The organism is Bradyrhizobium elkanii WSM2783 (assembly GCF_000472865.1).
In the GTDB taxonomy this organism is placed as follows: domain Bacteria; phylum Pseudomonadota; class Alphaproteobacteria; order Rhizobiales; family Xanthobacteraceae; genus Bradyrhizobium; species Bradyrhizobium elkanii_A.
Map to the genome: position 1 here is coordinate 165,942 of NZ_AXAP01000002.1, position 23,513 is coordinate 189,454.

At 61.4% G+C, this 23,513-nt stretch carries 22 protein-coding genes; 13 read left to right on the plus strand and 9 right to left on the minus strand.

The genetic code is table 11. The features are described from left to right. The first annotated feature begins 3 nt into the window (after nucleotides 1-3). The 13 genes from YY7_RS0102850 to YY7_RS50505 all read left to right on the plus strand — a co-directional run bounded on the left by YY7_RS0102850 (nucleotide 4) and on the right by YY7_RS50505 (nucleotide 13,123). Entirely contained in the window at nucleotides 4-939 is a 936-nt protein-coding gene (locus YY7_RS0102850; RefSeq protein ID WP_028161905.1) for a choline/ethanolamine kinase family protein, read from the plus strand. Then, a complete protein-coding gene (gene hisN, locus YY7_RS50480) occupies nucleotides 939-1,781 on the plus strand; it encodes a histidinol-phosphatase (protein ID WP_080663550.1) in 843 nt (280 codons plus the stop codon). Before YY7_RS0102850 ends, hisN begins: the two co-directional genes overlap by 1 nt. After that, nucleotides 1,735-3,126 carry an ethanolamine ammonia-lyase subunit EutB gene (locus YY7_RS0102860; protein WP_028161906.1) on the plus strand — a complete coding sequence of 464 codons (1,392 nt, stop codon included), beginning with the start codon at nucleotides 1,735-1,737 and terminating at the stop codon, nucleotides 3,124-3,126. The genes hisN and YY7_RS0102860 overlap by 47 nt, the downstream gene beginning before the upstream one ends. Nucleotide 3,127: 1 nt before the next feature. Further along, complete coding sequence (gene eutC / locus YY7_RS0102865; protein ID WP_051396506.1) at nucleotides 3,128-3,886, plus strand: ethanolamine ammonia-lyase subunit EutC; 759 nt, start codon at nucleotides 3,128-3,130, stop codon at nucleotides 3,884-3,886. 233 nt (nucleotides 3,887-4,119) lie between these two features. Further along, complete coding sequence (locus YY7_RS0102870; RefSeq protein ID WP_028161908.1) at nucleotides 4,120-4,998, plus strand: hypothetical protein; 879 nt, start codon at nucleotides 4,120-4,122, stop codon at nucleotides 4,996-4,998. Next, nucleotides 4,941-5,648, plus strand: coding sequence for a filamentous haemagglutinin family protein (locus tag YY7_RS0102875; protein WP_028161909.1), 708 nt, complete (start codon nucleotides 4,941-4,943; stop codon nucleotides 5,646-5,648). Before YY7_RS0102870 ends, YY7_RS0102875 begins: the two co-directional genes overlap by 58 nt. Before the next feature lie 847 nt (nucleotides 5,649-6,495). After that, a complete protein-coding gene (locus tag YY7_RS50485; protein WP_155255009.1) occupies nucleotides 6,496-6,774 on the plus strand; it encodes a hypothetical protein in 279 nt (92 codons plus the stop codon). Between the two features lie 254 nt (nucleotides 6,775-7,028). Further along, complete coding sequence (locus tag YY7_RS50490) at nucleotides 7,029-9,035, plus strand: APC family permease (protein ID WP_245287171.1); 2,007 nt, start codon at nucleotides 7,029-7,031, stop codon at nucleotides 9,033-9,035. A 171-nt stretch (nucleotides 9,036-9,206) separates the two neighbouring features. After that, nucleotides 9,207-9,674, plus strand: coding sequence for a metallophosphoesterase family protein (locus tag YY7_RS0102895; protein WP_028161911.1), 468 nt, complete (start codon nucleotides 9,207-9,209; stop codon nucleotides 9,672-9,674). A gap of 724 nt (nucleotides 9,675-10,398) precedes the next feature. After that, on the plus strand, nucleotides 10,399-11,343 hold the full coding sequence (locus tag YY7_RS50495) for a hypothetical protein (RefSeq protein ID WP_196237212.1): 945 nt from the start codon (nucleotides 10,399-10,401) through the stop codon (nucleotides 11,341-11,343). After that, nucleotides 11,336-11,959: a YtxH domain-containing protein gene (locus YY7_RS50500; RefSeq protein ID WP_051396470.1), complete on the plus strand. Its 624-nt coding sequence runs from the start codon at nucleotides 11,336-11,338 to the stop codon at nucleotides 11,957-11,959. Before YY7_RS50495 ends, YY7_RS50500 begins: the two co-directional genes overlap by 8 nt. Beyond that, the gene (locus YY7_RS0102910) at nucleotides 11,943-12,335 is read left to right on the plus strand and encodes a phage holin family protein (protein ID WP_028161912.1); all 393 of its coding nucleotides are present in this window, start codon (nucleotides 11,943-11,945) and stop codon (nucleotides 12,333-12,335) included. Before YY7_RS50500 ends, YY7_RS0102910 begins: the two co-directional genes overlap by 17 nt. After that, nucleotides 12,332-13,123 carry a hypothetical protein gene (locus tag YY7_RS50505; RefSeq protein ID WP_051396471.1) on the plus strand — a complete coding sequence of 264 codons (792 nt, stop codon included), beginning with the start codon at nucleotides 12,332-12,334 and terminating at the stop codon, nucleotides 13,121-13,123. Before YY7_RS0102910 ends, YY7_RS50505 begins: the two co-directional genes overlap by 4 nt. A 66-nt stretch (nucleotides 13,124-13,189) precedes the next feature. Here the strand turns inward: YY7_RS50505 and YY7_RS50510 are convergent, their stop codons facing one another. The 9 genes from YY7_RS50510 to YY7_RS0102960 form a co-directional block, all read right to left on the minus strand. Beyond that, nucleotides 13,190-14,230 carry a YihY/virulence factor BrkB family protein gene (locus YY7_RS50510; RefSeq protein WP_051396472.1) on the minus strand — a complete coding sequence of 347 codons (1,041 nt, stop codon included), beginning with the start codon at nucleotides 14,228-14,230 and terminating at the stop codon, nucleotides 13,190-13,192. A 298-nt stretch (nucleotides 14,231-14,528) separates the two neighbouring features. Further along, nucleotides 14,529-15,593: a UDP-glucuronic acid decarboxylase family protein gene (locus YY7_RS0102925; protein ID WP_028161913.1), complete on the minus strand. Its 1,065-nt coding sequence runs from the start codon at nucleotides 15,591-15,593 to the stop codon at nucleotides 14,529-14,531. Between the two features lie 13 nt (nucleotides 15,594-15,606). Then, a complete protein-coding gene (locus tag YY7_RS0102930) occupies nucleotides 15,607-16,731 on the minus strand; it encodes a CgeB family protein (RefSeq protein ID WP_028161914.1) in 1,125 nt (374 codons plus the stop codon). Further along, the gene (locus YY7_RS0102935) at nucleotides 16,728-17,816 is read right to left on the minus strand and encodes a CgeB family protein (protein WP_028161915.1); all 1,089 of its coding nucleotides are present in this window, start codon (nucleotides 17,814-17,816) and stop codon (nucleotides 16,728-16,730) included. Before YY7_RS0102935 ends, YY7_RS0102930 begins: the two co-directional genes overlap by 4 nt. Then, nucleotides 17,813-18,943, minus strand: coding sequence for a CgeB family protein (locus YY7_RS0102940; protein WP_028161916.1), 1,131 nt, complete (start codon nucleotides 18,941-18,943; stop codon nucleotides 17,813-17,815). The genes YY7_RS0102935 and YY7_RS0102940 overlap by 4 nt, the downstream gene beginning before the upstream one ends. Then, nucleotides 18,940-20,052: a glycosyltransferase family 4 protein gene (locus tag YY7_RS0102945; protein WP_028161917.1), complete on the minus strand. Its 1,113-nt coding sequence runs from the start codon at nucleotides 20,050-20,052 to the stop codon at nucleotides 18,940-18,942. The genes YY7_RS0102940 and YY7_RS0102945 overlap by 4 nt, the downstream gene beginning before the upstream one ends. Then, nucleotides 20,049-21,335 (minus strand): TIGR04295 family B12-binding domain-containing radical SAM protein, encoded by a 1,287-nt coding sequence (locus YY7_RS0102950; protein WP_028161918.1) that lies wholly within the window; start codon nucleotides 21,333-21,335, stop codon nucleotides 20,049-20,051. The genes YY7_RS0102945 and YY7_RS0102950 overlap by 4 nt, the downstream gene beginning before the upstream one ends. Next, nucleotides 21,332-22,396 (minus strand): NAD-dependent epimerase/dehydratase family protein, encoded by a 1,065-nt coding sequence (locus YY7_RS0102955; protein ID WP_028161919.1) that lies wholly within the window; start codon nucleotides 22,394-22,396, stop codon nucleotides 21,332-21,334. The genes YY7_RS0102950 and YY7_RS0102955 overlap by 4 nt, the downstream gene beginning before the upstream one ends. Beyond that, entirely contained in the window at nucleotides 22,393-23,508 is a 1,116-nt protein-coding gene (locus YY7_RS0102960; protein WP_028161920.1) for an NAD-dependent epimerase/dehydratase family protein, read from the minus strand. Before YY7_RS0102960 ends, YY7_RS0102955 begins: the two co-directional genes overlap by 4 nt. Nucleotides 23,509-23,513: the final 5 nt, after the last annotated feature.

Sequence of the window (23,513 nt, forward strand, 5' to 3'; positions counted from 1 at the left end):
GTTATGCTTGAAATCGGTGCGGCCAGGTCAGATGCCGAGCGAACGCTCGAGGCGGCCATTGTTCAGGTGGAGGCCTGGAAGCCCTGCCGCTTGTCCTATCGGCCGGTCTCCGGCGGCATCAGCAACACCAATTTCCTCGTGAGGGTCGATGGCGACCCTGTCGGATACTTTGTGAAGATACCGGGGCGCGGCACCGAGATGTTTATCGATCGCAGCGCGGCGCGGGCAGCCAGCAAACAGGCCGAGGCAATGGATGTCGGGCCGCGGACGTTTGACTTTCTCGACCACCTGGACATCGAGGTTTCCGAATTCCTTGATGACCGGCGAGCCTCCACCCATCGCGACTTTGTCGATCCCGCCTTTCGCGCCACCGTGGTGAGCATGTATCGCCGCTTGCACGAGGCGCCGCCACTTCCGCTGACCAAGACCGTACTCGACATGATCGAGGAGCACTATGAGCAGGTGAAGCAGCTCGGCGGCTACTGGCCCGAGGATCATGCCTGGCTCTACCGTCAGTATAAGCAGGCCCGGGCGGCTCTCGAGGCGTCCGGGCTCGATCTCGTGCCTTGCTTCAACGATCCAATGCCAGGGAATTTCCTGGTCGGGGACGACAAGTCGATCAAGCTAATCGACTTCGAATATGCATCCAACAACGAACGGCTTTATGACCTGGCCATCTGGAGCAGCGAGCACTTCTTCTCGGAGGATGTCGAGCAGGAAATCATCGAGGAATATTTCGGCCGCTATGACAAGCGATGGCACGCGCGCTTCATCGTCCACAAGGCGCTTGCCGACATCAAGTGGAGCACCTGGGCGCTGGTGCAGAACCGGATCTCGACGTTGGATTTTGATTTCTACAAATATGGCATATGGAAGCACATGCGCGCGCGTTCCATCATCTATGACCCGCGCTGGCCGTCATTCCTGAAGGCGCTGTGATGGTCAAACTTGCCGTGGCGGTAGACGATGCGGATGTCTACCTTTCCTTCGCCGCCGAGCTCGCTGACGCGGTCAGGCCCATCGTGCTGTCCTATTTCCGCACCCCACTGGATGTCATTTCCAAGCCTGATGCGAGTCCGGTGACGATTGCCGATCGAACCGTCGAACTGCACCTCAGGGAACGGATCGAGGCGCGTTATCCCGACCACGGCATCATCGGTGAGGAGATTGGGGTCAAGCGCGGCAACGCCTTCACATGGGTCATCGATCCGATCGACGGCACCAAGAGCTTCATCACTGGCTTTCCCTTGTTCGGTACGCTGATCTCGCTGACTTATGAGGGGCAGCCCTTCTGTGGTTTGATCGACGCCCCGGCCACCGGCGAGCGGTGGATGGCGAAGCCCGGTCTGACGTTGTTCGGCGGCAGATTGGTCTGGACGAGCGCCTGCGAAGCCATCGCAGATGCCCGTTTCTATACGACGTCACCCGATATGTTCGCGAACGAGGACGCAGAAGTGTTCGAGCGGCTTTCGAGATCCGCCAAGCTGCGGCGTTTTGGGGGCGATTGCTACATCTATGGTCTGCTCGCGTCGGGACATTGTGACATCGTTCTGGAAACGGGACTGCAGCCATATGACTATATGGCCCTGGTTCCGATCGTGCAGGGGGCGGGGGGATGCATCACTGACTGGAAGGGAAGCCCGCTTTCAATTCATTCCGAGGGGCGCGTGTTGGCGTCTGCCACGCCGAAACTTCACGCGGAAGCTGGCCCTCATCAACCGATAGCAAGCGATCATGCCCTACAAGACGACGATCGAGCAGACGGTCTTCAGTTTCGCTGACCTCAAGGATCTCTTGGCCAAGGCGACGCCCGAGCGATCGGGCGACCAGCTTGCCGGCATCGCTGCGGACGGACCGGTCGAGCGGCTTGCCGCGCAGATGACGCTGGCGGACGTTCCCCTCAAGACATTCCTCGCCGAGGAATTGATCCCCGCCGACTGGGACGAAGTCTCGCGCCTGATTGTCGATCGCCATGACCCGGCGGCTTTCGAGATCATCTCGTCGCTGACCGTTGGTGAATTCCGCGAATGGCTTCTCAAGCCGGAAACGGGCCAGCGGCAGCTTGAGGCGGTGACGTTCGGCCTGACGCCTGAGATGGTGGCCGCGGTCTCGAAGATCATGCGCTTGCAGGATCTGATCTCAGTGGCGTCCAAGCGGGAGGTCGTCACCCGCTTCCGGTCGACAATTGGACTGAAGGGGCGGCTTTCGACGCGCAATCAGCCAAACCATCCGACCGATGACTCCTACGGCATTGCCGCCTCCGCAATCGATGGGCTCCTGATGGGGTCGGGGGATGCGGTGATCGGGGTAAATCCGGCAACCGACACCGTGGACGACTACGTGCGCATTGTCTCGCTCCTCGACGAACTGCGCATGCGCCTTTCGATTCCGACGCAAACATGCTGCCTGGGTCACGTGACGACTGCCATCAAGGCAATCGCTGCGAAGGCTCCGGTGGATCTCGTGTTCCAGTCGATCGCCGGATCGCAGAAGGCAAATGACGGTTTCGGCGTCAGTTTGGCGCTGCTCAAGGAGGCGCATGAGGCTGTACGTGACCTCGGGCGCGGTGCGATCGATGCGAATTTGATGTACTTCGAGACCGGACAGGGGGCGGCACTTTCGGCCGAGGCGAACTTCGGCGTCGATCAGCAGACCATGGAAGCCCGCGCCTATGCGGTTGCGCGCGAATTCAGACCCTTGCTCGTGAACACCGTGGTTGGATTCATTGGCCCGGAGTATCTCTTCAATGGAAAGCAGATCATTCGTGCCGGCCTGGAAGATCATTTTTGCGGTAAGCTGCTCGGCTTACCGATGGGAGTGGACGTCTGCTACACCAACCACGCCGATGCCGATCAGGAAGACATGGACGCGCTGCTGACCCTGCTTTGCGCGGCCAACGTCAACTTCGTCATCACCGTTCCCGGCGCGGACGATGTGATGCTGAACTACCAGTCACTCGCGCATCATGACGCGGTCTATTGCCGAGAAATCCTGAAGCGTCCGCCGGCACCGGAGTTCGAGCGATGGCTGGTGGATATCGGGTTGACCGACATGGCCGGCCGCCTCTTGGACGCCCCGCCGAGGCTCGCTGATCGCATTGCGGATGCCAGGCTGCTCGGAGCGTGACGTGAAGGATGATCTGGCAAAGGAAACGGCAGGGTCGGTCGACTTGCGGCAGGTGACGGAAGCGCGCGTGCTTCTGGGTCGATTTGGTGCCGGGCTGCCAACGCGCGCCGCGCAGTTGTTTCTACTCGATCATGCACGCGCGCGTCAGGCCGTCTGGTCTGCAGTCGATTGGGCTTCACTTCGAGCCAAGCTTGCTGATCTAAGTCCGGAAACGGTCGATGTCGAAAGCCAGGCCGGCGATCGCGGCACCTATATCCGACGCCCTGATCTGGGCCGAAAACTTTCTCCGGAGTCCGCGGAGCGCCTCGCAGGTATCCATCCGGGTTGTGATGTCGTGATCGTGGTGGCGGATGGATTGTCGGCCAGCGCCATCAACATCAATGCCGTGCCGCTGGTGCAAGCGATCGTCGAACGTCTTTCATCTCGGCAGCTTTCCATCGCACCGCTGATTTTGGCATCGCTCGCGCGCGTCGCGCTCGGTGATCCCGTGGCGGAAATCATCCGTGCTCGGGTTTCGATTGTGCTCATCGGAGAGCGACCCGGGCTTTCCTCAGCGGATAGTCTAGGCGCCTACATGACATGCTTGCCGAAGGCGGGTACGCCCGATTCAAGGAGGAACTGCATCTCGAATATTCGTAACGGCGGACTGAGCGCCGACAACGCCGCGGATGCCGTCGTGTCGCTGGTTTTGGATATGCTGAAGGCAGGTACCAGCGGAGTCGCCTTGAAGGATGCCGTGGCGCGCTTGCCGACCAGCTAACGCCGACGGGCTTGCCGTGCGGATTTGGTTGGGTGTGTGTACCGAAAACCTTATCCGAGTTGATGACTTGATCGAATCGCCTAGGCGCCCACGACCTCTACCTCGCCAGCTTCCGCAATCCGGCGCATCTTTCCAACGACAACGACAACGACTACGAGCCGAGCCGGATCTATGCCCGCTCGGGTTCGATCATCGGCCCGGTTGCCACCACGACGACGTCTCGAAGCGCGACGATGTGGGCCAACGAGCAGACCTGGCTACGTGCCGGCAAGGACATCCGCAATGTCACGCTGAACCCGCGCAACCTTCACCGAACCGACACGACATGGCTGGAGGCCGGCAACGACATCATCAATGCCGACCTCTCGGTGGAGCGGCCCGGCTCGGTGCTGCTGACCGCCGGACGCGACGTTTACAATCCGCGAACGGTGAGCATCGGCAATCGCCGGTTCGACAGCAGCAACCGCCCGATCACGGGAACGGACATCCGCGGCCTTCCCGCCGACGGCGCCTCGATCGACGTGATCGCCGGCCTGAACGGCAAGTCCCCGGACTACACGGCGTTCGTCGCCGCCTATCTCGATCCGGCGAAGGTCGCCGCAATGCCCGCCTATCTCACCACGACCGTCGACGGCCAGATCGTGCCGCTGTACCTGACGGATGCCTATGACGACACACGCGACGGCAAGCAGATCCAGCTCGGGCTCGTCTCGTTCGTCGCTGACGTCACGGGTCAGACCTTGTCGCCGACGCAGGCTTGGACGGCGTTTCAAACCTTGTCGCCCTTCATCCAGCAGCGTTTCATCCGGCAGGTCTACATGCAGGAGCTGCGCGAGGCCGGTCGTGACCAGAACGATCGATTGCTGACCGGCGGCTACAACCGCGGCTATGCCGCCATCGGCACCCTGTTTCCAGGCAGCGGCTGGAAGGGTAGCGTCGTCAGTCCGTCGGTCTACTTCCGCACCATGTCGGGCGGCGACATCACCGTGATGACACCCGGCGGCGGCTTCCAACTCGCTTCGCTGCAGACGCCGGTTCCGGACGGCGACGGCGCGTGGTCACGCTCGGCTATGGCAACATCAACATCTTCGCGCGCGACAGCGTCACCGTGAACCGCTCGCGCATTCTCATCTTCGCCGGGGGCGACGAGATGATCTGGTCGACGTTCGGCGACATCGATGCCGGCCGCGGCGCCAAGACCACCCGTGTGGTGGCCGCGTCCGACGTCAACACCAACGCCAACGCGGTGACCCGCGTGATCGAGAGGGCGGACATGAGCGGATCGGGCATCGGCACCGTCGAAGCCTTTACCGGTGTCCAGCCCGGCGAAGTCGACCTGATCGCGCCGGTCGGCACCGTGAACTTCGGGGACGCCGGTGTTCGCGTGTCGGGCAACTTCAACGTCGCCGCGCGGTTCGTCGTCAACATCGACAATCTCGCCGTGAAGGGAGAGGTGAAGGGGATCCCAAAGGACGACGTCAAGATCGCGCCACTGACCCTCGATACTAAGGACAGGGCGGCAGCGGACGCGGTCAAGGATGCGACCCAGCAAACGCCCTCGGATCGGCCTTCGGTGATCATTGTTGAGTTTCTCGGCTACGGCGGCGGTGACGGCGAGCCGCGGCAGGACGAGGACAACAGGTCGCGTCGGGCGCCCGAACGCAGCGGTCAGTCGCCGGCTTACGATCCTGGAAATCCGGTTCAATTCGTCGGCATCGGGAAACTCACTGCAGATCAGGCAGCAAAAGCTGACGCCGAATGAGCGGCGCGCGCTCGAGGCGCAGTAAATGAAAGAACGGGACAGTTGAACGAGATCTTGACCGTTGAGACGCGATCGGGCCCGGGTCTCTCAGGTTGCCAGCTCGACGCGCTGATGTGCAGCGCGGTCTTTTGGCGTACCGCCATGCGAACAAACTGGCGGCTTGCGAGTTATCTTCCATCACTGGCATGACACTACGCATGGTGGGCGCCGGTGGTCGAAAGACCGATCGCGCTCCCGCCTGCATACGAGGGAGTTGCGCCATGTTAAAGCGGCGTCGTTTTAAGAACACCACCTTGGAAGAGTTGCTCGCGGGCGAGGTGCAGCATCCGCGGAAAATGGCCGAAAGCAGGCCAGCTGGGAGCGAGAGAGAGCAGCTTATTCGCAAAGCTCGGCAAGCTGAAATAGCGTCTGACCTGATGCTGCGCCGATATCGCCGGCTCTCCTAGCTGGCATCGCGCGCAGGGCGAGCAGCGCTAATTTTTCTTCCAAAGATGTTGTGGGTGCCCGGGGGCAAAGCCAGTTGAAGGGCTCTCCGGGATCGTCAGCGCCATTGAGGGCGTCACTCCCAGAATGGGAGCTCAACACACCCGCGTTGCGCCCGTTCCTGAGAGCATCCGCGCGGCTGGCCAATGGCGCTGGGCTTGAAGAACATGACAACGACAGGTGATCCGGGATCCCCGCCGCGATGCGGTTTTTGCCCAGAAACTACGGCGCGGATCGGTCCTAGTTTACGCCGGATCATTCGTCGTCGAAATGGCCTGCCGTGCCGTCGCAAATAGCTCCAGCTCCCGGGAACGATCGCCGCTTTGCGGGTTTGAGCGTGGAGCCCAGTATGGGAGGATATCTCATGAGAACCTCGATTTTCGCGCTAGTCGTCGGTTTGGGAGCCGTGGTCGCGCTGCCGACCATGGCGCAGCAGCAGACCGTGCCGAACCCGCAGATGCAGGAGGAGGCGGACAAGGGCGCCAAGACCCGTCAGTCCGGCGAATCAGGCTATGTCGGTGAGCAGGAGAAGCCGGGTGCTTCCGCCCACGCCCCTGGACGACCCGCCGACCAGCCGACGACGGGATCCACCAGTAGCACGAGCCGCACTTCGCCCTCCGGAACGGGCGAAAAATCTCGCTAACCAAGTCCTCGAAAAAGCAGCGCTGTCTTCGCCTGCGACGGCCGCAAAGCGCCATCTCGAGATTCGTGCGCTGCTCTTCTCAGAGTCAGCAACACTCCACCCATTAGGAACCTACGAAATTTACAAGTCTTGGTGTTCGGAGCGCCTGACCTTGCGAATACGGCAGGCCGTGGGGCGCCCTCGACTTCGGCTGTGTCCCTCGGTGGGTAAGCTGAAGAATGGTATGATGTCTCTTGTTGGTCGGGATAGTGAGTGTGGGCGCGCTTGATCTTCTTCTCGGACGACGCTTGGCCAACCGGGAGTTCAAGGAGCGCAAGATCGGGGCCTTTGAGGGCCTTCCGGCAATGGGACTCGATGGACTTGGCTCATCCGCCTACGGTCCTGAAGCGGCCCTCACCATCCTCATTCCGCTCGGAGCAGCCGCGACGTCCTTTATCGGCTGGGTCATGGCGCCGATCGTGGTCCTCCTTGCGATCTTGTTTGCCTCGTACTGGCAAACCATCCGAGCCTACCCGAACAACGGTGGTGCGTATGTCGTTGCCAAGGACAACCTCGGTACCAATCCTAGTCTGCTCGCCGCGGCGGCTCTGATGGTCGACTACGTCTTGAACGTTGCCGTCGGCATCGCGGCGGGAGTTGGCGCGCTGGTTTCGGCGGTGCCGACCTTGCACGCCTACATTCTCCCGCTGTGTCTCGGTATTCTCGCGCTCGTGACGATTGTGAACCTCCGCGGCACGCTCGATGCTGGCCGGATGTTTGCTTTGCCTACTTATCTGTTCGTGGCCACCTTCGGCATCATTCTCGCTGTCGGAGCGTATAAAGTCATGATCTCCAACGGATCGCCCCAGCCGGCTGTCCCGCCGCCCCCAATGGGACACGCAATCGAAACCGCGAGTCTCTGGCTACTGCTGCGCGCCTTCGCAAGCGGCTGCACGGCGATGACGGGAGTGGAGGCTGTGTCCAACGGCATGACCGCCTTTCGTGAGCCGACGATTAAGTACGGTCACCGTACGTTGACGGCGATCGTCGTCATCCTCGGCACGCTGCTGATCGGCATCGCCTTTCTCACTCGCGCCTATGGCATCGGCGCTATGGATCAGGAGCAGGAGGGCTACCGCAGTATTCTGTCCCAGCTTGCGGCCGCCATTGTGGGAAACGGCGCTCTCTATTATGTCGCGATCGGTTCACTGCTGTGCGTGCTGGCTCTTTCGGCCAATACGAGCTTCGTGGATTTCCCTCGCCTTTGCCGCGTAGTCGCCCAGGACGGCTTCCTGCCAAAATCCTTCGCAGTTGCGGGCCGACGATTGGTCTTTGACGTCGGCATCCTATATCTGGCGTTCACATCGGGATTTCTCCTGACGGTCTTTGGCGGCATAACCGACAGGCTCATCCCACTGTTTGCGATCGGTGCATTTCTCACCTTCACCATCTCGCAAACTGGCATGGTATGGCATTGGCGCCGAGCCATTGCCGAGGAGGAAGCACCCAAGAAGGAACTGAAAGCCCATCTCGTGATCAATGCGATCGGCGCGATCACGACAGGTACTGCTCTCATCGTGATCATCGCCGCCAAGTTCATAGAGGGAGCTTGGATCACCATTTTGGTGCTTCCGCTCGTCATCGTTCTGCTCAAAACGATACGCGCCTACTATGACGAGCTTGCCACCCAGCTCCGCGATCCCGCCCCTTTGGATCTCAGCGGATTGGCTCCGCCTATTGTCGTTGTCGCGTTCGAGAGTTGGAACAGGCTGAGCGACAACGCTTTGAAATTTGCGTTGAGCATCTCGCCGGAAGTCGTCGCCGTTCATCTCCTACAGCTGTCAGGTCCAGATGCTGCGGATGAACAGCGAATTCTTCGCGACCAATGGCGAAGAGATGTCGAGGTGCCGGCAGAGCAAGCGGGACTCCTGCCTCCACGCCTTGTCGTTCTCCAGGCGCAATACCGCGCGATTCAACAGCCGATGTTGAGGGTGATCGATGAGATCAGAGACAAATTTCCCGGTAGGCGACTCGCGGTGCTGATCCCAGAAGTGGTTAAACGGCGTTGGTACCAACACCTGCTGCATACGCATCGCGCCCTCCGGCTGCGCTCTCGATTAATCGGACTCGGACAACCTGATGTGACCGTGATCAACCTTCCGTGGCGGTTGGACCTGGACAACGAGTCCGGCAAGGAGCGAGGCGGCGTTCCCGATTCGTATGGAAAAGCAAGCATCGAGTCAGGAACCAGGTTCAACCAACCAGCGCGGACCGAGGGTTGAGGAAGCTTCAGTGTGCTCAGCTGGTGTGGGGAAAAGTATCGGCTCGTAACAACGCGACATCGAATGGACTGATTTTTCTACAAACGAGAGGTGTCCGCTAGGACGAACCAAAGTGCATCGCTGGACGCAGCAACTAACTCTTCAAGGACCGGGTAGAGGGACACTGACGCATTGCTCAGGATCGGAGTCATCTCGGATACCCACGGCCTGCTGCGTCCCGAGGTTGAGCCACGGCTCGCGGGGGTGGCGCATATCATTCATGCCGGAGATATCGGTCGCCCGGACGTGATCGCCCGGCTCCGCCGGATTGCGCCTGTGACTGCGATTAGGGGGAACGTCGACACCGGCGACTGGGCGGAGCACTATCCTGACACCCAGACGGTAAGGCTCGGCGGGCGGTCCATCTACATCCTGCACAACCTCCAGGAACTACGGTTCGATCCCGGTTTGTGCGGAATTGACGTGGTCGTTTGCGGCCACTCGCATCGACCGCAGATCGAGACCATTGACGGAGTGCTTTATCTCAATCCCGGAAGCGCTGGGCCGCGGCGCTTTAAGTTGCCTGTTACTCTGGCCATTCTTGAGCTGACCGCAAGCGGCCTTCGGCCGGTGATTCACTGTCTCGATCGCGCGGACTGATCGCGGGCGCGCGGCGTCCTTTCGGGCATGAACATGGGATGAAAATCCGGACAACCGCGGAGTGTTCCTGAACGTCAGTCGGACTGCTGATCTTGCTCAGCTCTGGACGAGCTCAAAGGATAGATGGGCACCCGAGTGGTCTTGGGACAATGCTGTTGTCACTTACGGCGGCTCAACGGAGCATCAGGCCGATCGTGTGCTCAACCATCCTCAACGTGATCCTCCCCCGCGATCGCACTCATAGGAACGAAAGGGCCGGCGACGAGTAAGGTCGTTCGTTCTCTCGGCTTCCTGTCGAGAGTCCCTCCGACCAGACAGTCTCGGCTACCCTGCCGGGACTGCTTGGAGAGAGCGAACTGGTCAATGTTTTTTGCTCGTACCGCGGCATTTGCCAATCGATCGGCGCTTCGCTCGCGACGAGATAAAGCGGCTAATTGAGGAACCAACGCGGTGAATACAGGTTCGGCTTCCAGATGAATTTAGGTGTACAAACATGACTCAAACTGACACGCGTTCGCTTCAGCAGATCAGGCGGGAGACCGAGCAGACCCGGGCCGGTCTTACGCAGACGGTCGAACAGCTTCGCCATAGTGTCACGGACACGGCTCAGGACATACGGGAGCGCATTAGTCCGGCTGCTATCAAAGCCGACGTTTCCGGCTTCGTCCGTTCCCGCGGTGAGCAATTGCTCGGCGATATCACCACCGCGGCACGGGAGAACCCGATGCAGGCAGTCGCCGTAGGCGCCAGTCTTGCTTATCCGTTGTTTCGCCTCGCTCGAACCGTGCCGTTGCCGGTGTGGATGATCGGCGCCGGCCTCTACCTGGCGAGTTCCAACAGCGGCAAGGCAGCGACGCAGAAGGCTTCCGCCATCGCCGCTGATTTGTCTGACGACGTTGTCCGTCGCGCACGCCGCTTCGGCGACCAAATCGGCGACGCCACTAATAGCGCTAAAGAAGCCGTCATAGGCGATCTTGATCGGGTAACCTCCGCCGAAGCCGACCACGCACGCGAGGCGGGCAGCACCGCTCAGGCCTCGCTGATGTCGGACTCTGAGCAGCTACGCGGGGCAGCAGAATCGACCACCGCCTCGGTCAGGAGCGGCGGAGCCGAGCTGAGAGATCAGATCGCCGGAAAGGTTGGTGCTGCTGCTGGTTCCGTGAGGGACATTGCAGACGGCGTAACCTCGACAGGCCAGAGCCTTGCAGGGGCGGCCAAGGATTCGGCAAGCGAGACGTTGAGATCGGGACGGGAGACCGCCTCCGATTTGGGAGATCGCGTAACCAAAACGTTCCGCGAGACGATTGAGCAGAATCCGCTTCTGGTCGCTGGCATCGGGCTGCTCATCGGCGGCGTGATCGCCAGCGCGCTTCCGCGAACGGAGCTGGAGGACGACATGCTCGGTGAGACCAGCAGCTCGGTCAAGCGTCGCGCACAAACCGCTGCTTCCCGCGGTTTCGAAGCCGCAAAAGATGCTGCCGGAGAAGCCGCCCGGCGCGCGGCGGAGCAGGCCGAAGCGGAGGGGCTCAGCGCGGAAGGCGTGCGTGAGGGCGCGAATGACTTGGGGCAACGTGTCCGCCGAGTGGCAGAGGCTGCCGTGACCACAGCCTTCGAGCCGCCAGAGGACAATCAATCATCAGATTTCCACGGAGAAGATAGTCATGGCTGACCAGGTTTTCATCGAAAAGAGTTCCGATCCCGCGGAACAGGATTTCCAGGAAGCAGGCCGCGCCGCAAAAAGCGCGGGCGAGCAAACTGCCTCTGCCGGGCGCGACCTCAAGGATCGGGCGGCGGAGATGGCAAGTTCCTCGGCGGATGCCATCAAGGATCAGGCCTCGGAGTTTGTCGACGCCGCCAAGGATCTGGGATCGCAGGCTGCCGATCGGGTCAAGGAAAAGGTCGACGATCGGAAAGATGCCGGCGCTCAATACATCAGCAGCATTGCCGAAGCGATGCGAAGGGCCGCCAGCGAATTTGACGGCGACCTGCCAGTTGCCGGCACTTACATGCGCAAGGCGGCGTCGCAGGTCGAAACCGTGTCGGCCTCGCTGAGGAACGGCGATTTCGATGATCTTCTGCGCAACGCGAGGACGTTTGCACGCCGGCAGCCGACGGCGTTCCTCGGCATAGCCGCGCTTGCGGGGTTCGGCGTGGTGCGGTTTCTGAAAAGCTCAGCCGAACATTCAGAGGACACTGGCCCCCGCGTAATGTCCGGGGTTGGTCAGCGGGATGGAATAAGCCGCCAGTCCGAAGCTCGAGGGTACCACGATGGCATATCAAGCTAGCCGTTCGATTCCAGATCTTGTCGGTGATGCCGTCAGCCAGCTTGCAAAGTTGATCGGCAATGAGTTCGAGCTTGCCCGGGCTGAATTCTCGGAAAAAATTAGCCAGGCGGGTCGGGCAGGAGCGATGATCGGCGCCGGAGCGGTCATTTTCATTCCAGCCCTGGTGTTGCTGCTGATGTCAGCAGCTGCTGGCCTGATGCATGCCGGGCTTTCCGACCCGATCGCCTATCTCCTCGTCGGGGGCGTCTCAGCTTTAGTCTCGGCGGGGCTAGTCTGGATTGGGCTGAGCAGGCTCTCGGGTGATGCCCTCAAGCCAACGGTCACGATAGAGCAGGTTCAACGGGACAAGGCGGCAGCGAAGGAGATGATGCGATGAGGGACGTTTCAGAGACACGATCGGATTTTTTGCGCGACCTCGGCGACGCGGCGAGCCGGAACCCGCTCTCGGCTGCGCTGATCGGCATGGGTGTGGTATGGCTATTCAGCCGCAGTGAAGTGGGTCGTGCGACGAACGCAGTGCGTTCGGGTTTTGATCGTGCCACGGATACTGCACAAGGTGTGCTGGAAGGCGCCGGGTCGACCGTTAGGTCCAGCGTCGGCTCGGCCGCTGAAACGCTTCAGGACAGTGCTGCCGGAGTGATCGATCGCACCGCGCACCTGGGCCGCCGGCAGGCCGACACGCTTTCCGGATATGCGAAGACGGTTCCTGATGGGGCGGCTGGGACAATCGAAAGCGTGGGGTCCGCCCTGGCTGATCTGTTTCGAAGACAACCACTTGCGCTTGGGGCTGTCGGTATTGCCGCGGGCGCGTGCATCGCTTCAGCGTTCCCGACAACGAAGGCCGAAGCGGAGTACCTCGGCGAAGCGAGCGAGGCGGTGAAGGAAAAAGCTCACGAGTTCACGGCCGAGCAGGTAGCTCGAGCGGGTGAAGCAGCCGGAAAGGCAGTTCACGCTGCGGCTGACGAGGCGCGCAAGCAGGGTCTTACGATCGAGGGAGCCAGGTCGGCGGCAAACGAGATGGCCGCGAAGTTCGAGCGCGTGGTCGACGCAGCGGAGCAGGGGGCATCCGCGAAGGCTGACGCGACGCGCGAGGATCTAGGAGACGCGGGCGGCCGAGAGCGGGTGGTCGCTGAACTCGCCCGTGCACGGGCGCCGAGACCGTAACGACTAGGAGATTGCCAGCGATGGTCGTAGGTTCCTAGCAACGAGGCGTCCGCTGTTACGCAGATGTCAGCTCGTCTTTTGTTCTCCTACCGTGTCCGCCATGCGTGCGCCTCGCGCGCCGAGCGGCTTGCCTGAACCATCGGTGCTGTCTCGTGCCGTCTGATGTTCGACTTCAGCGTTGAGCTCTGCGCTCACCAGTATGACGATGGCCGACATCCACATCCACATCATCAAGCCAATCGCTGCCCCCAGCGAGCCGTAGGTCGCGCCGTAGTTGGCATAATTTGCAAGATAGAAGGAAAAGGCCGCAGATCCGGCCAGCCAGCTCAACGTCGCGAAGACGCTTCCGACCGTCAGCCACCGCCATTGTGGGGAACGCCGGCTTGGCCCATACCGATATAGTATAGCCAGTCCGAATAGCATGGCCAGGACGAGGACAGGCCAGCGGCCAATGCGTAGTAGGTTATCGACAACCGAGCTCGCCCCGAATGTCCCGAGGATGATAGGCAGAGCTACCACGCCGCTGATGGCAACAAGTGCGGCGATGATGCCGCCGAAGGTGAACGCCAACGAGACGGCGTTCAGCTTGAAGAAGCCGCGCTTCTCGTCCTCCTCATACACGACGTTGAGCGCATCGATGACCGCCTTCATGCCCCCGTTTGCACTCCACACCGCGAGAAGGAAGCTGAACGCAAAGGCAAACCCAAGCTTGGTATCCCCCTTCGCAACTACGCGATCGACCTGATCTCGCACGATGTCCAAGGCGCCCTGAGGTAGGAGGCCGGCCAACGCGGCCAGATGGTCATTGATGGTCGTTGGCGAAGAAAACAGCGCATAGGAGGATACGATTGCCGTGATCGCGGGGAAGAGCGCAAGCAGTCCGTAGAACACGACGCCCGCCGCGACGGCGAGAACCCTGTCCTTGTTGATCTGTTCGTAGGTCCTGAGCAGGATGTCCTTCCATCCCGCCCACGGAATTTGCCAGGGAGATGTCGCGCCGCGGCCGCGATGATCCTGTTCCGCCGAAGGCCCTCCGAGCCGATCGCGGGCTTCACGTGCTTGACCTGCCTTGTTTCTCGGCCGATCTGGAAAGCGAATACTGGACATGGCGCATCAGAACGTTTCCGATTCAATCGTGGCGGACCGACATCGTTCCTGAACGCCTATTCTGGTGGAAGGGCCGAGAGGTAGACGACCGCAAACATCATCGGAAAGGTGATTGGCGCCGTCCAGAAAGGCGTAGCGCAACTTGCGCTCCGGCGCTCGGCGTAGGTGCCGATGGCGGAGCAGTCGCAGTCGGCCGCTGCTGTGATGATTCCTGTCCCAACGTGCACGTCAGCCGAGGTCCGGTCTTCGGTATTGCTCCCCGGCCGTTGCCGTCCACCTGTTCAAGCTGCCGTCGGCGTTACTGCTGGGCAGCGATGGTCAATCGAGCGCGCGCTGCACGCGATATGTTCCGCGAGGCATTCGCCGGCACCAGCACTGGCATCGCCGTCGCAACACGCAACGCAAAATAGGCGATGGTTGCCTGCAGGCCTTCTTTCAGCGCGATACGCGGACGCCAGCCTAGCGACCGCTCGGCAGTGTCGATCACCGGCCTGCGCCGTTTGGGATCATCCTTCGGCAGCGGCTCAAAACGCAGCGGCGAGGCCGAATTGGTATAGGCGAGAACTTCACGCGCCACGGACTCGATGGTGATTTCTTGCGGGTTGCCGAGGTTGCAAGGCCCGCTGATGGAGGGCGGGCTCTCCATCAGCAATTCGAGCCCGCGAATGAGATCGTCGACAAAGCAGAAGCTTCGTGTCTGCGTTCCCTTTCCATAGATCGTGATCGGTTCGCCGCGCAGGGCCTGCACGATGAAATTCGACACCACGCGCCCGTCGTTCTCCAGCATGCGCGGCCCATAGGTGTTGAAGATGCGGGCGACTTTCACCTCGAGGCCATGGGTCCGTTGATAATCGAACATCAACGTCTCCGCAGCACGCTTTCCCTCATCATAGCAGGCACGCGGACCGATCGTGTTGACGTGGCCGACATAGGATTCGGGTTGCGGGTGCACCTCGGGATCGCCATAGACCTCGCTGGTCGAGGCCTGGAGGACGCGGGCCGATTTCTTCCGCGCGAGTTCCAGCACGTTCATGGTGCCGACGACGCAGGTCTTCATCGTACCGATCGGATCCGCCTGATAGTGACGCGGTGAAGCCGGACAGGCAAGGCTATAGATCTGATCGATGTCGTCATTGATACTAAGCGGATCGCGCACGTCACATTCGACGAACCGAAAGTTCGGATGATTGAGCAATGGGCGGATATTGTCGACCGTGCCGGTGAGCAGATTGTCGACGCAGATCACAGTCGCGCCCCGCTGCAACAGCGAATCACAGAGATGCGAACCGATGAAGCCGGCGCCCCCGGCGATCAGCACGGTTTTGGTGTGGCGGGAAGGCCGAAGGCGGACCTGAAACGTCATGGCATCTCCTCTCTCATATCTCGGTGACCTGCATCTGCGGGCTGATGGACGGCCGGGTCGATTTGCGGCAGCGCCGCGCAGTTGCCTCGAGATAATGGGCTTCCAACTGACGGGCGCGATGTTCGGGCGTGTGATCGGCCAGGATGCGCCTGCGCGCGTTTTCGGCGATCGTCCGCCGGCGTTCTTCAGGCATCTCGCGAAGGATCTGGACCACCTCGCGCGTTTCGGAGACCAGGAGGATTTCCGTCGATGGCATGAAAATCGTTTCGATGCCGGGCCATCGATCGGAGATAACCGGCGTTCCGCAGGTGGCGGCTTCGAATAGCCGCACGCTCGGTGAAAAACCGAGCGTGCGCATGTCAGCGCGGGTGGCGTTCAAGGCGAAGCGCTGCTCCGAATAAAATTGTGCGTGCAGGGTCGGCGCGAGATGCTCGATCCGTTCGACATTTTCACGCCAGGCGAGATGCTCTGGATATTGCGGTCCCGCGACTGCGAATCGTTGATCCGGCAGTATTCCGGCAGGCGCAAGCAGCAGTCGCTCCAGCAGCGGCTGCCGGTCTTCGCTATAGGTGCCGAGGTAACCCAGCGACCACTTTATTTGCGCCTCCCGCGGGCGGTAGAGGCTCGTATCGGCGCTGCAATAGAGGACGCGGGCGAGCGGACTGCCAAAGTCATCCTCGATCATTTTCGGCACCGGTCCACCGCTAAAGGACAAATAGAGATCAAAGCGCGGGATCATGGCGCCGGAGATGTAGCCTAGTCCTCGATCGAGTCCAGCGAGGGTGACCGGCGTATCGATGTCGTAAAAGGCCGTTATTCCCCGCGCGTGCGTCGTCACCCATTCGGAGATCGCGATTCCGTCCGGCACGTAGGAGCCGATGATCACCAGATTGGCATCGCGGATCAGCTTGCCGAACCGTCGGGGAAGCTCCGGCAGCGACTGGTAGAGCTTGACGGTCCATGTCGACGGCTTTGCAAGGTCGCGATGATCGCGGTACCATGGTGTATCCCGCTCGAGGAATGTGACGCGGTGGCCGCGCTTCGCGATGGCGTCGATTAAGGCACGGTAGGTGGTGGCATGACCGTTGCCCCAGGAAGACGTGACCGAGAGCCCGATGACCACAATGTTGAGATTCATTCTGCTGCCTCGATTCTCTTGTCCATTCCCGCGAAAAGGTCATCGAATTGGCGCGCCCGGTGGCGGTAGGTATGAAGGCTGAGAATACGTGCCCTTGCGCGCTCCGCGATCGCATGTGCGCGTTCCGGGCTCAGTGAATTCAGGTGCTCTGCCACCTCGGCGCCGTTGGCTGCCACCAGCACTTCACGATTCGGTTCGAGAAAATGGTCGATGCCTTCCCAGTCGTCGGTGATCAGGCACGCGCCAGCGCCGATCGCTTCGAACACACGGGTGGGCGGCGAGAACCCGTAACGGGCCATGCTGTTGCGGTTGACGTTCAGCGTCGCAAGAGCAGAGCCGAAGAACGCGTTGTGATCGCTGGTGCCGACGTGCCCGACCTTGCGAACGTTGGACGGTGCCTCCTTGCTCTCCCAGCCGGATCCCCCCAGAGTAAAGGTCTTGCCGGGCGTCCGGGTCGCGACATCGAGGAAAAATTGATCGATGCGCTGCTCGCGGTCGGGCAGGCGGTTGGCAAGCAGACCGAGATCGCATTCGAATTTGGTGTCGGCCGGCGCCGGAAAATGCGTCGCCGGATCCAGCGCATTGTAGATAGGAACGCAGTTCCGGGCGCCCATCGCGCGATAAGCTGCCGCGACGCAATCCCCGCCGCCGTAGGTGAGTACGATGTCATAACGCGGGATCGCTTTGCGCAGATGATGGCGTGGATGGCTCGACATCGCATCCAGCGTCGCTGGCGCGTCGACATCCCAGTAGATGCGGATCGCGCTTGATGGAATCTCAACAATCGCCTTTTCCAATTCGACGTCAAACACGCCGACGCCACTCGCCTTGATCAGCAGGTCCGCGGAACGAGCGGCGACCTCCAGGGAGCGCTGCCATCCCTCCGGCGTCGCCGGATAGACGACTACCTTGGCCCACGATGGATCGTCGATATCGCGATGAGCCTGTCGCTCGAATGCATCGGGCTCGAAGAAGGTGATGTCATGCCCGAGCGCTGCGATTTCCTTCAGCATGCCGCGGTAGTAGGTCGCGGCGCCGTTCCAGTAGGACGAGACGAGGCTCGAACCGAAGAAGCAGATCTTCATGCGATGGCTCCCTCGTGTTCGGCGGGCTGCGATGACGGACGCGCGCCTTGAATCTCATCGACGATGTTGAGAAGCTGCATAGCGCGATGGCCGCAGGTGTGACGGCTTTGGATCACTCGGAGACCGATTTCGGCGGTTTCAGCCGCGAACGCCTGGTCGTTCAGAAGCGTCGCCAGCACGCGGGTCATCTGCGCTCCGTTCTCGGCTCGCAGATAGGCTTTCTGCGGGAACATATTCTCAATGTCGTCCCAAGGGGCCGAGACGATGGGAATGCCGCAGGCCATGGCTTCGAACATCCGGATCGTTGGAATGCCTGGCAGCGATCGTGCATAGGGGCCACGCGGCACATGCACGGTGGAACGCGCGGTAGCAAAGGCCGCAGCCGCGCGATGCGCCGGAAGCCAGCCGCGGTATTCGATGCCGGCTTGCTCAATCGCGCGGTGCGCGGCTTCCGAATAGCGGACGCCGTAGATCCGTGTCTGGGCGCTCAACTCCAATACTGGCCGAACCAGAAACTCGCTGAGTTCGGCAGCGCGCTCGCCATCGCCCCAATTGCCGATCCAGACCACGTCATGGGTTCGCGTGATATGCGGCAGCGGGCGATAGAGCTTTGTATCAGCCGCTTCATGCCAGGTGAATGCACGCTCGGCCCATCCGAGCCGCAGATAGATCTGACGAAGCGCTTCGCCGAAGGCGAGTACGCCGTCGAATCCATTGAGGTCGAACCGCGCAAGCTCGTCGGGGGCGGTGACGGCGCGATGATGGGTGTCATGGAACAGAAGGGCGTAGGGTGCGCCGAGCGCGCGGCGGCGGCCGATCGCTTCGATCAGCTCCGGCGGATTCCATTCATGGACGATCACAAGCCCAGCGCCATCCAGCGCCTCGTCGAGGTCGAGTGAGGCGTCATATTGGCGGATATCGATGCTGGGAAAAAGATCCGCTACCTCGTGAAAGGTATTCGAACCACTGTCACGGATCGCATTCGTCCGGCTCCAGCCGTCAGCAGGTTCGTAGACCACGACCCCGTGACCGAGCGCGCCGAGCTCGCGGGCGATGCCGCGGAGGAAATGGGCATTGCCATTGTTCCAGCAGGATGTGAACGCATGACAGAAGAGGATGCATTTCATGCGTGCATCTCCAGCTCATGCCTTGAAACGGGCCGCCGCGCGTTGGCCACCAGATTCGTGTAGAGTTGCAGATAGGCGCTCGCCGTCCTCGCCAGGGGGTAGCGCTGCGAGCGCGCCCAGGCGTCGCGTTGCAATTGTGCTCTCTTGTCGTCGTCCGCGCATAACGCATCGAGGGCGCGACGTAGGCCTTTTCTGCTCGTCGGATCAACGAATACGGCAGCGCCGCTCCATAGCTCGCGGAAGGTTGCAATGTCGGATAGGATCAGTGCGCATCCTGCGGAGGCAGCTTCCAGGACCGAAAGGCCGAACGGCTCGTAGAGCGCCGGACTTGCGAAGATCGCCGCACGTTGCATGCGGGCGCGCAACTCGTCGTGGGAAAGATGGCCTAGCCAAGAAACGCTGGCTGAGGCGGCATCATCGGCGGGGCCCGCGATGTATAGCGGCCAACGGACGCCTTTCGCGGCGTCGGTCAGCGTCGCGATGTTCTTGGCGCGATCCCATAGCCGGCCCGCCGCAAGGATGTAGTCTTCCTTCTTGTCTGGTGGAGAAGCAGGTGCGATGCCGTTCCGAATCACCAAGCCGGGCGCGCTGGGGTGGTACAGATCGGAAATGACGTCGTAGAACGCACAGCTCGGGCTGACCCACGCTTGCGCCCGGCTCAGGCCCGCGGCGATAGCGGCCGTGTAACGTCGCCAGGCCGGCCCATCGAGCCATGCGGTATCGTGGCAGGCGAGACCCCATGACTTCACGCAGGAGTGCGCCACCACGAGCACCGGCGCATGCCACTCAAACACCGCCTCACGGAAGCTGTTGAGATGAACGACGTCAGGCCGGACCTCTTCCTCCAGCTCGGCAAAGGCGCGCTGGGCGACCGGTCGATCGCTGTCTTCCGGATCCTGCCATTCGAGTGCAAGGTCGGTCTCGATCAGGTGCACGCGATCATCCTTCAGCATTGCGCGCTGATCCACTCTCGCGCGCGGCCCCATCGTCACAAGATGAACCTCGGCGCCGGAAGCGGCGAGCGCTGTCGCAAGCGCGGAAGCATAGGTCCACACGCCGCCGACGGTATCCGACGTCATCAGAATCCTGAGATTCGCGGATCGGCTCATGATGCAACCTGCAGCTCGAGCGCGGCGAGTGGAACGGGACGTTCCTCCTGGACGTCGCTGAATTGGTCGAACATCGCAAGGTAGTGCTGGTGGGCACGCTCCCAGGCGAAATCATCAGGCTCGCCCCAAAGCTTCCGGTAATCCGGCGAACCGGGATATGGATAGAGCGGCACCGGATCGTTGGCCCACACGCCGGCATCCTGCATCCGGCGGCGCCAGCGCTGGACGACGGGATCCTCATCCTCCGGCATCTCGATCAGGTTGGCTTGCACGAACGGCACATGCCGGCGCGCTTCGACCAGCTGATCGGCAAGCTGGTCGGTGGTCATCTTGCAGTTCTTTGCCAGCGCTGCCCGTCCTTCCGGCGTCAGGCTCTCGACGCCCGCCTCGATCGACACGCAGCCGGCACGGCCGAGCAGCTCCAGCATCTCGGGACGCCACAGATCGATCCGTGTCTGCACGCCGAATTTGAGCCCGCGGCTAGTCAGGCCCTGCAGTAATTCGGCATTCGGCAGGAAGATCTCGTCGATGAAATAGAGATACTCGATGCCCTGGCTTCGCAAGCGGTCGATCTCTTCCAGAACGACGGCGGCAGGGCGCTTGCGATAGGCGTTGCGGAAATTTTCCTTGGCGCAGAACGTGCAGTTATACGGACAGCCGCGCGATGCCTCTACCTCGGCGCCGGGGCCGGTCGGCTGCGCCTCGAAGCGATGATGGTGATGATGATGCCGTCGGATCATTTCGGTCGGCCAGCGCAGCGACGGCTGGTCCTTGAAGTTGACCGCCTGAGGTCCGCCGTTGATGCGAATTGAAGTGCCGTCAGTGAAGCACAGCCCAGCGAAATCGCGTTCACCATTGGCGAGCCGCAGGAGCGAGTGCTCGCACTCGCCCATCACGACGACGTCGACGCCAAGCTTCTTCAGCGCCACCCTCGGCGTGGTCGAGCCGTGCGGCCCGACGGCGACCAACTTCGGTGCAAGTCCCCGCAGTGAAAGTGTAAGCTCCTGCGGAACGCGCAGTTCGGGCGGCGCGCAGCGCCAGAACAGATACGTTGGCGCCGTGGTGACCACGACTATATCCGGCTTGAACGCGTGGAGTTCGGCCTCGATTCCCGTGAGCGAAAGGCCGAACATGTGCGCATCGAGCAATAGCGTCGGATGCCCGGCTTCGCGCAGATAGTGCTCGGAGATCCCGAGTTCCAGGGGCAGGTGCGGAGAGCGGCAACCGAAATAGATGCTGCCGTCGAAATTCCAGTTTGGATTGATCAGGGCGACACGCCTCATGCTGAGGCCTCCCTGTTCGGCATCGATTGTCCAAAACGGCTGTCAAGCCATGCGTGCAGGGTGTACAGCCCTTGCTGTAGGGAGATCTTCGGCATCCAGCCAAGCGCGGTGGAGAGCGCTCGCGTATCGGTGACGTACCAGGGCTGGTCGCCAGGCCGCCAATCCGCAAATGTGTATTTCGTCTTGCGACCGGTCAGTTGCGTGATGTGATCGATCAGCTCAAGCAGGCTCACCGAGTTGCACGGGCCTCCCCCCAGATTAAACACGCGGCCGCGCACCAGTGAGATCCGGTCCAGCGCCGTCAGCCAAGCATCGGCGGCATCCGAGACGTGCAGCGCGTCGCGGACCTGAAGGCCATCGCCATAGATTGTCAGCGGGGTGCCGCGGATGGCGCTCAGGAGGAAATGGGCGATCCAGCCCTGGTCCTCGGTCCCGAACTGTCGCGGTCCGTAGATGCAGCTCATGCGTATGACGACAGCCTGCAGGCCGAACACGCGGGCATAGTCGCGGACATATTGATCGGCCGTTCCCTTGGAGCAACCATAGGGGCTATAAAAGTCGAGCGGAGCGTTTTCGGATATTCCGTCCGAGAGCGTTTTGCTGACGGGCGCATAGCGGGCGCCGGTTCGCATGATCTGTGTGTCGTCGATCAGCCGGCCATACACCTTGTTCGTCGACGCAAAGAGCATCGGCGCGGATTTGTTGTGAAGGCGCACGGCCTCGAGCACATTGATGGTGCCGCGGGCGTTGATCTCGAAATCTCCGACCGGATCCGCCACGCTGTCGGTGACGGCGACCTGGGCCGCAAGGTGAAGCACGGCACGAGCTTCCCTCACGGCATCGATGACAGGAATCGGATCGCGGACATCGGCGACGACGATGTTGACCCGGTCGCCGTGTCTGGACTTGAGCCACTGCGCATTCTCGCGGACGCCGGCGCGGGCGAGATTGTCCAGGATGAGGACACTATTACCGCGGTCAGCGAGCCGGTCGACGAGATTGCAGCCGATAAAGCCGCACCCGCCGGTAATCAGCACAGGCCTGTTGTCTCTGTTCGTCATGCGACCAATCCTCGTCGCGACAGTTCCGCCGCGGCTTGCTCGGCTTGGTCATCGGCAATCTGGTCCGCCAGATAATCAGCCAACTCCGCAAGGCCGTCTTCAAATCTGACGCTTGGCTCAAAGCCGAGCAGAGCGCGGCTCTTGGCTATATCTGCAAAGCAGTGCCGGATATCGCCGGCGCGATATTTGCCGGTGATCTCTGGCGCAATGTCCGAGCGTTCCATGACCCGGGCGAGATCCCGCGCGACCGAGACGATCGTGCGGCTTTGGCCCGAGCCGAGGTTGAACACGTCATTCCTCCGATCGGTCTCGATCGCGATCCGGCAGGCGCGGGCGACATCCTTCACATGAACAAAATCGCGCCGTTGCAAACCATCCTCGAACACCAGCGGACGGCGGCCATTGAGCAGGCGCGCGGCAAAGATCGCCAGCACGCCTGTATAGGGATTCGACAACGCCTGGCGCGGGCCGAACACATTGAAGAAGCGCAGAGCGATGGTCGGAATGCCATAGGCATTGCCTGTAATAAGGCACATGCGTTCCTGCGCATATTTGTTCAGCGCATAGATTGAGCTCAAGGAGGGCGGCTTGGTTTCGGGCGTCGGCACGGGATCGAGGATGTGGCCTGCGGCGTCGCGCAATTCCCATTCACCGTTTCGGAGCTGGTCAATCGGCCGTTCATCCGGCGCCAGCTCGGCATGATGATCTACGGCGCGGTAAAGGCCTTCGCCATAGATGCTCATGGAGGAGGCGACGACGAGACGTTCGACCGGACGTCTCGTCAAGGCTTGCAGCAAGGTCGCGGTGCCGAGTTCGTTGGTCCGCACATAGGAGTCGATGTCATACATGCTCTGGCCAACACCGACTGCCGAGGCCAGGTGCAGGACTATATCGGCGCCGCGCAAGGCACGTTCGACGGCAAGCACGTCGGTGATGTCTCCGACGACAAGTTCAGCCTCCCGATGGAGATAGGAGGGACGCTCGCGTTGCGCACCGTGAATCTGGGGCGAGAGGTTGTCGAACAGCCTGACTTCGTAACCAGCGCCAAGCAGCGCGTCCGCCGCGTGGGAGCCGATGAAGCCAGCGCCACCGGTAATCAATACTCGTGTCATTCGCC

Excerpts from the sequence above, each read along its gene's own strand:
- YY7_RS0102850 (WP_028161905.1), top strand. The coding sequence starts at position 4 with ATGCTTGAAATCGGTGCGGCCAGGTCAGATGCCGAGCGAACGCTCGAG.
- hisN (WP_080663550.1), top strand. The coding sequence starts at position 939 with ATGGTCAAACTTGCCGTGGCGGTAGACGATGCGGATGTCTACCTTTCC.
- YY7_RS0102860 (WP_028161906.1), top strand. The coding sequence starts at position 1,735 with ATGCCCTACAAGACGACGATCGAGCAGACGGTCTTCAGTTTCGCTGAC.
- YY7_RS0102870 (WP_028161908.1), top strand. The coding sequence starts at position 4,120 with ATGTGGGCCAACGAGCAGACCTGGCTACGTGCCGGCAAGGACATCCGC.
- YY7_RS50485 (WP_155255009.1), top strand. The coding sequence starts at position 6,496 with ATGAGAACCTCGATTTTCGCGCTAGTCGTCGGTTTGGGAGCCGTGGTC.
- YY7_RS50495 (WP_196237212.1), top strand. The coding sequence starts at position 10,399 with ATGCAGGCAGTCGCCGTAGGCGCCAGTCTTGCTTATCCGTTGTTTCGC.
- YY7_RS50500 (WP_051396470.1), top strand. The coding sequence starts at position 11,336 with ATGGCTGACCAGGTTTTCATCGAAAAGAGTTCCGATCCCGCGGAACAG.
- YY7_RS0102910 (WP_028161912.1), top strand. The coding sequence starts at position 11,943 with ATGGCATATCAAGCTAGCCGTTCGATTCCAGATCTTGTCGGTGATGCC.
- YY7_RS50505 (WP_051396471.1), top strand. The coding sequence starts at position 12,332 with ATGAGGGACGTTTCAGAGACACGATCGGATTTTTTGCGCGACCTCGGC.
- YY7_RS50510 (WP_051396472.1), bottom strand. The coding sequence starts at position 14,230 with ATGTCCAGTATTCGCTTTCCAGATCGGCCGAGAAACAAGGCAGGTCAA.
- YY7_RS0102925 (WP_028161913.1), bottom strand. The coding sequence starts at position 15,593 with ATGACGTTTCAGGTCCGCCTTCGGCCTTCCCGCCACACCAAAACCGTG.
- YY7_RS0102930 (WP_028161914.1), bottom strand. The coding sequence starts at position 16,731 with ATGAATCTCAACATTGTGGTCATCGGGCTCTCGGTCACGTCTTCCTGG.
- YY7_RS0102935 (WP_028161915.1), bottom strand. The coding sequence starts at position 17,816 with ATGAAGATCTGCTTCTTCGGTTCGAGCCTCGTCTCGTCCTACTGGAAC.
- YY7_RS0102940 (WP_028161916.1), bottom strand. The coding sequence starts at position 18,943 with ATGAAATGCATCCTCTTCTGTCATGCGTTCACATCCTGCTGGAACAAT.
- YY7_RS0102945 (WP_028161917.1), bottom strand. The coding sequence starts at position 20,052 with ATGAGCCGATCCGCGAATCTCAGGATTCTGATGACGTCGGATACCGTC.
- YY7_RS0102950 (WP_028161918.1), bottom strand. The coding sequence starts at position 21,335 with ATGAGGCGTGTCGCCCTGATCAATCCAAACTGGAATTTCGACGGCAGC.
- YY7_RS0102955 (WP_028161919.1), bottom strand. The coding sequence starts at position 22,396 with ATGACGAACAGAGACAACAGGCCTGTGCTGATTACCGGCGGGTGCGGC.
- YY7_RS0102960 (WP_028161920.1), bottom strand. The coding sequence starts at position 23,508 with ATGACACGAGTATTGATTACCGGTGGCGCTGGCTTCATCGGCTCCCAC.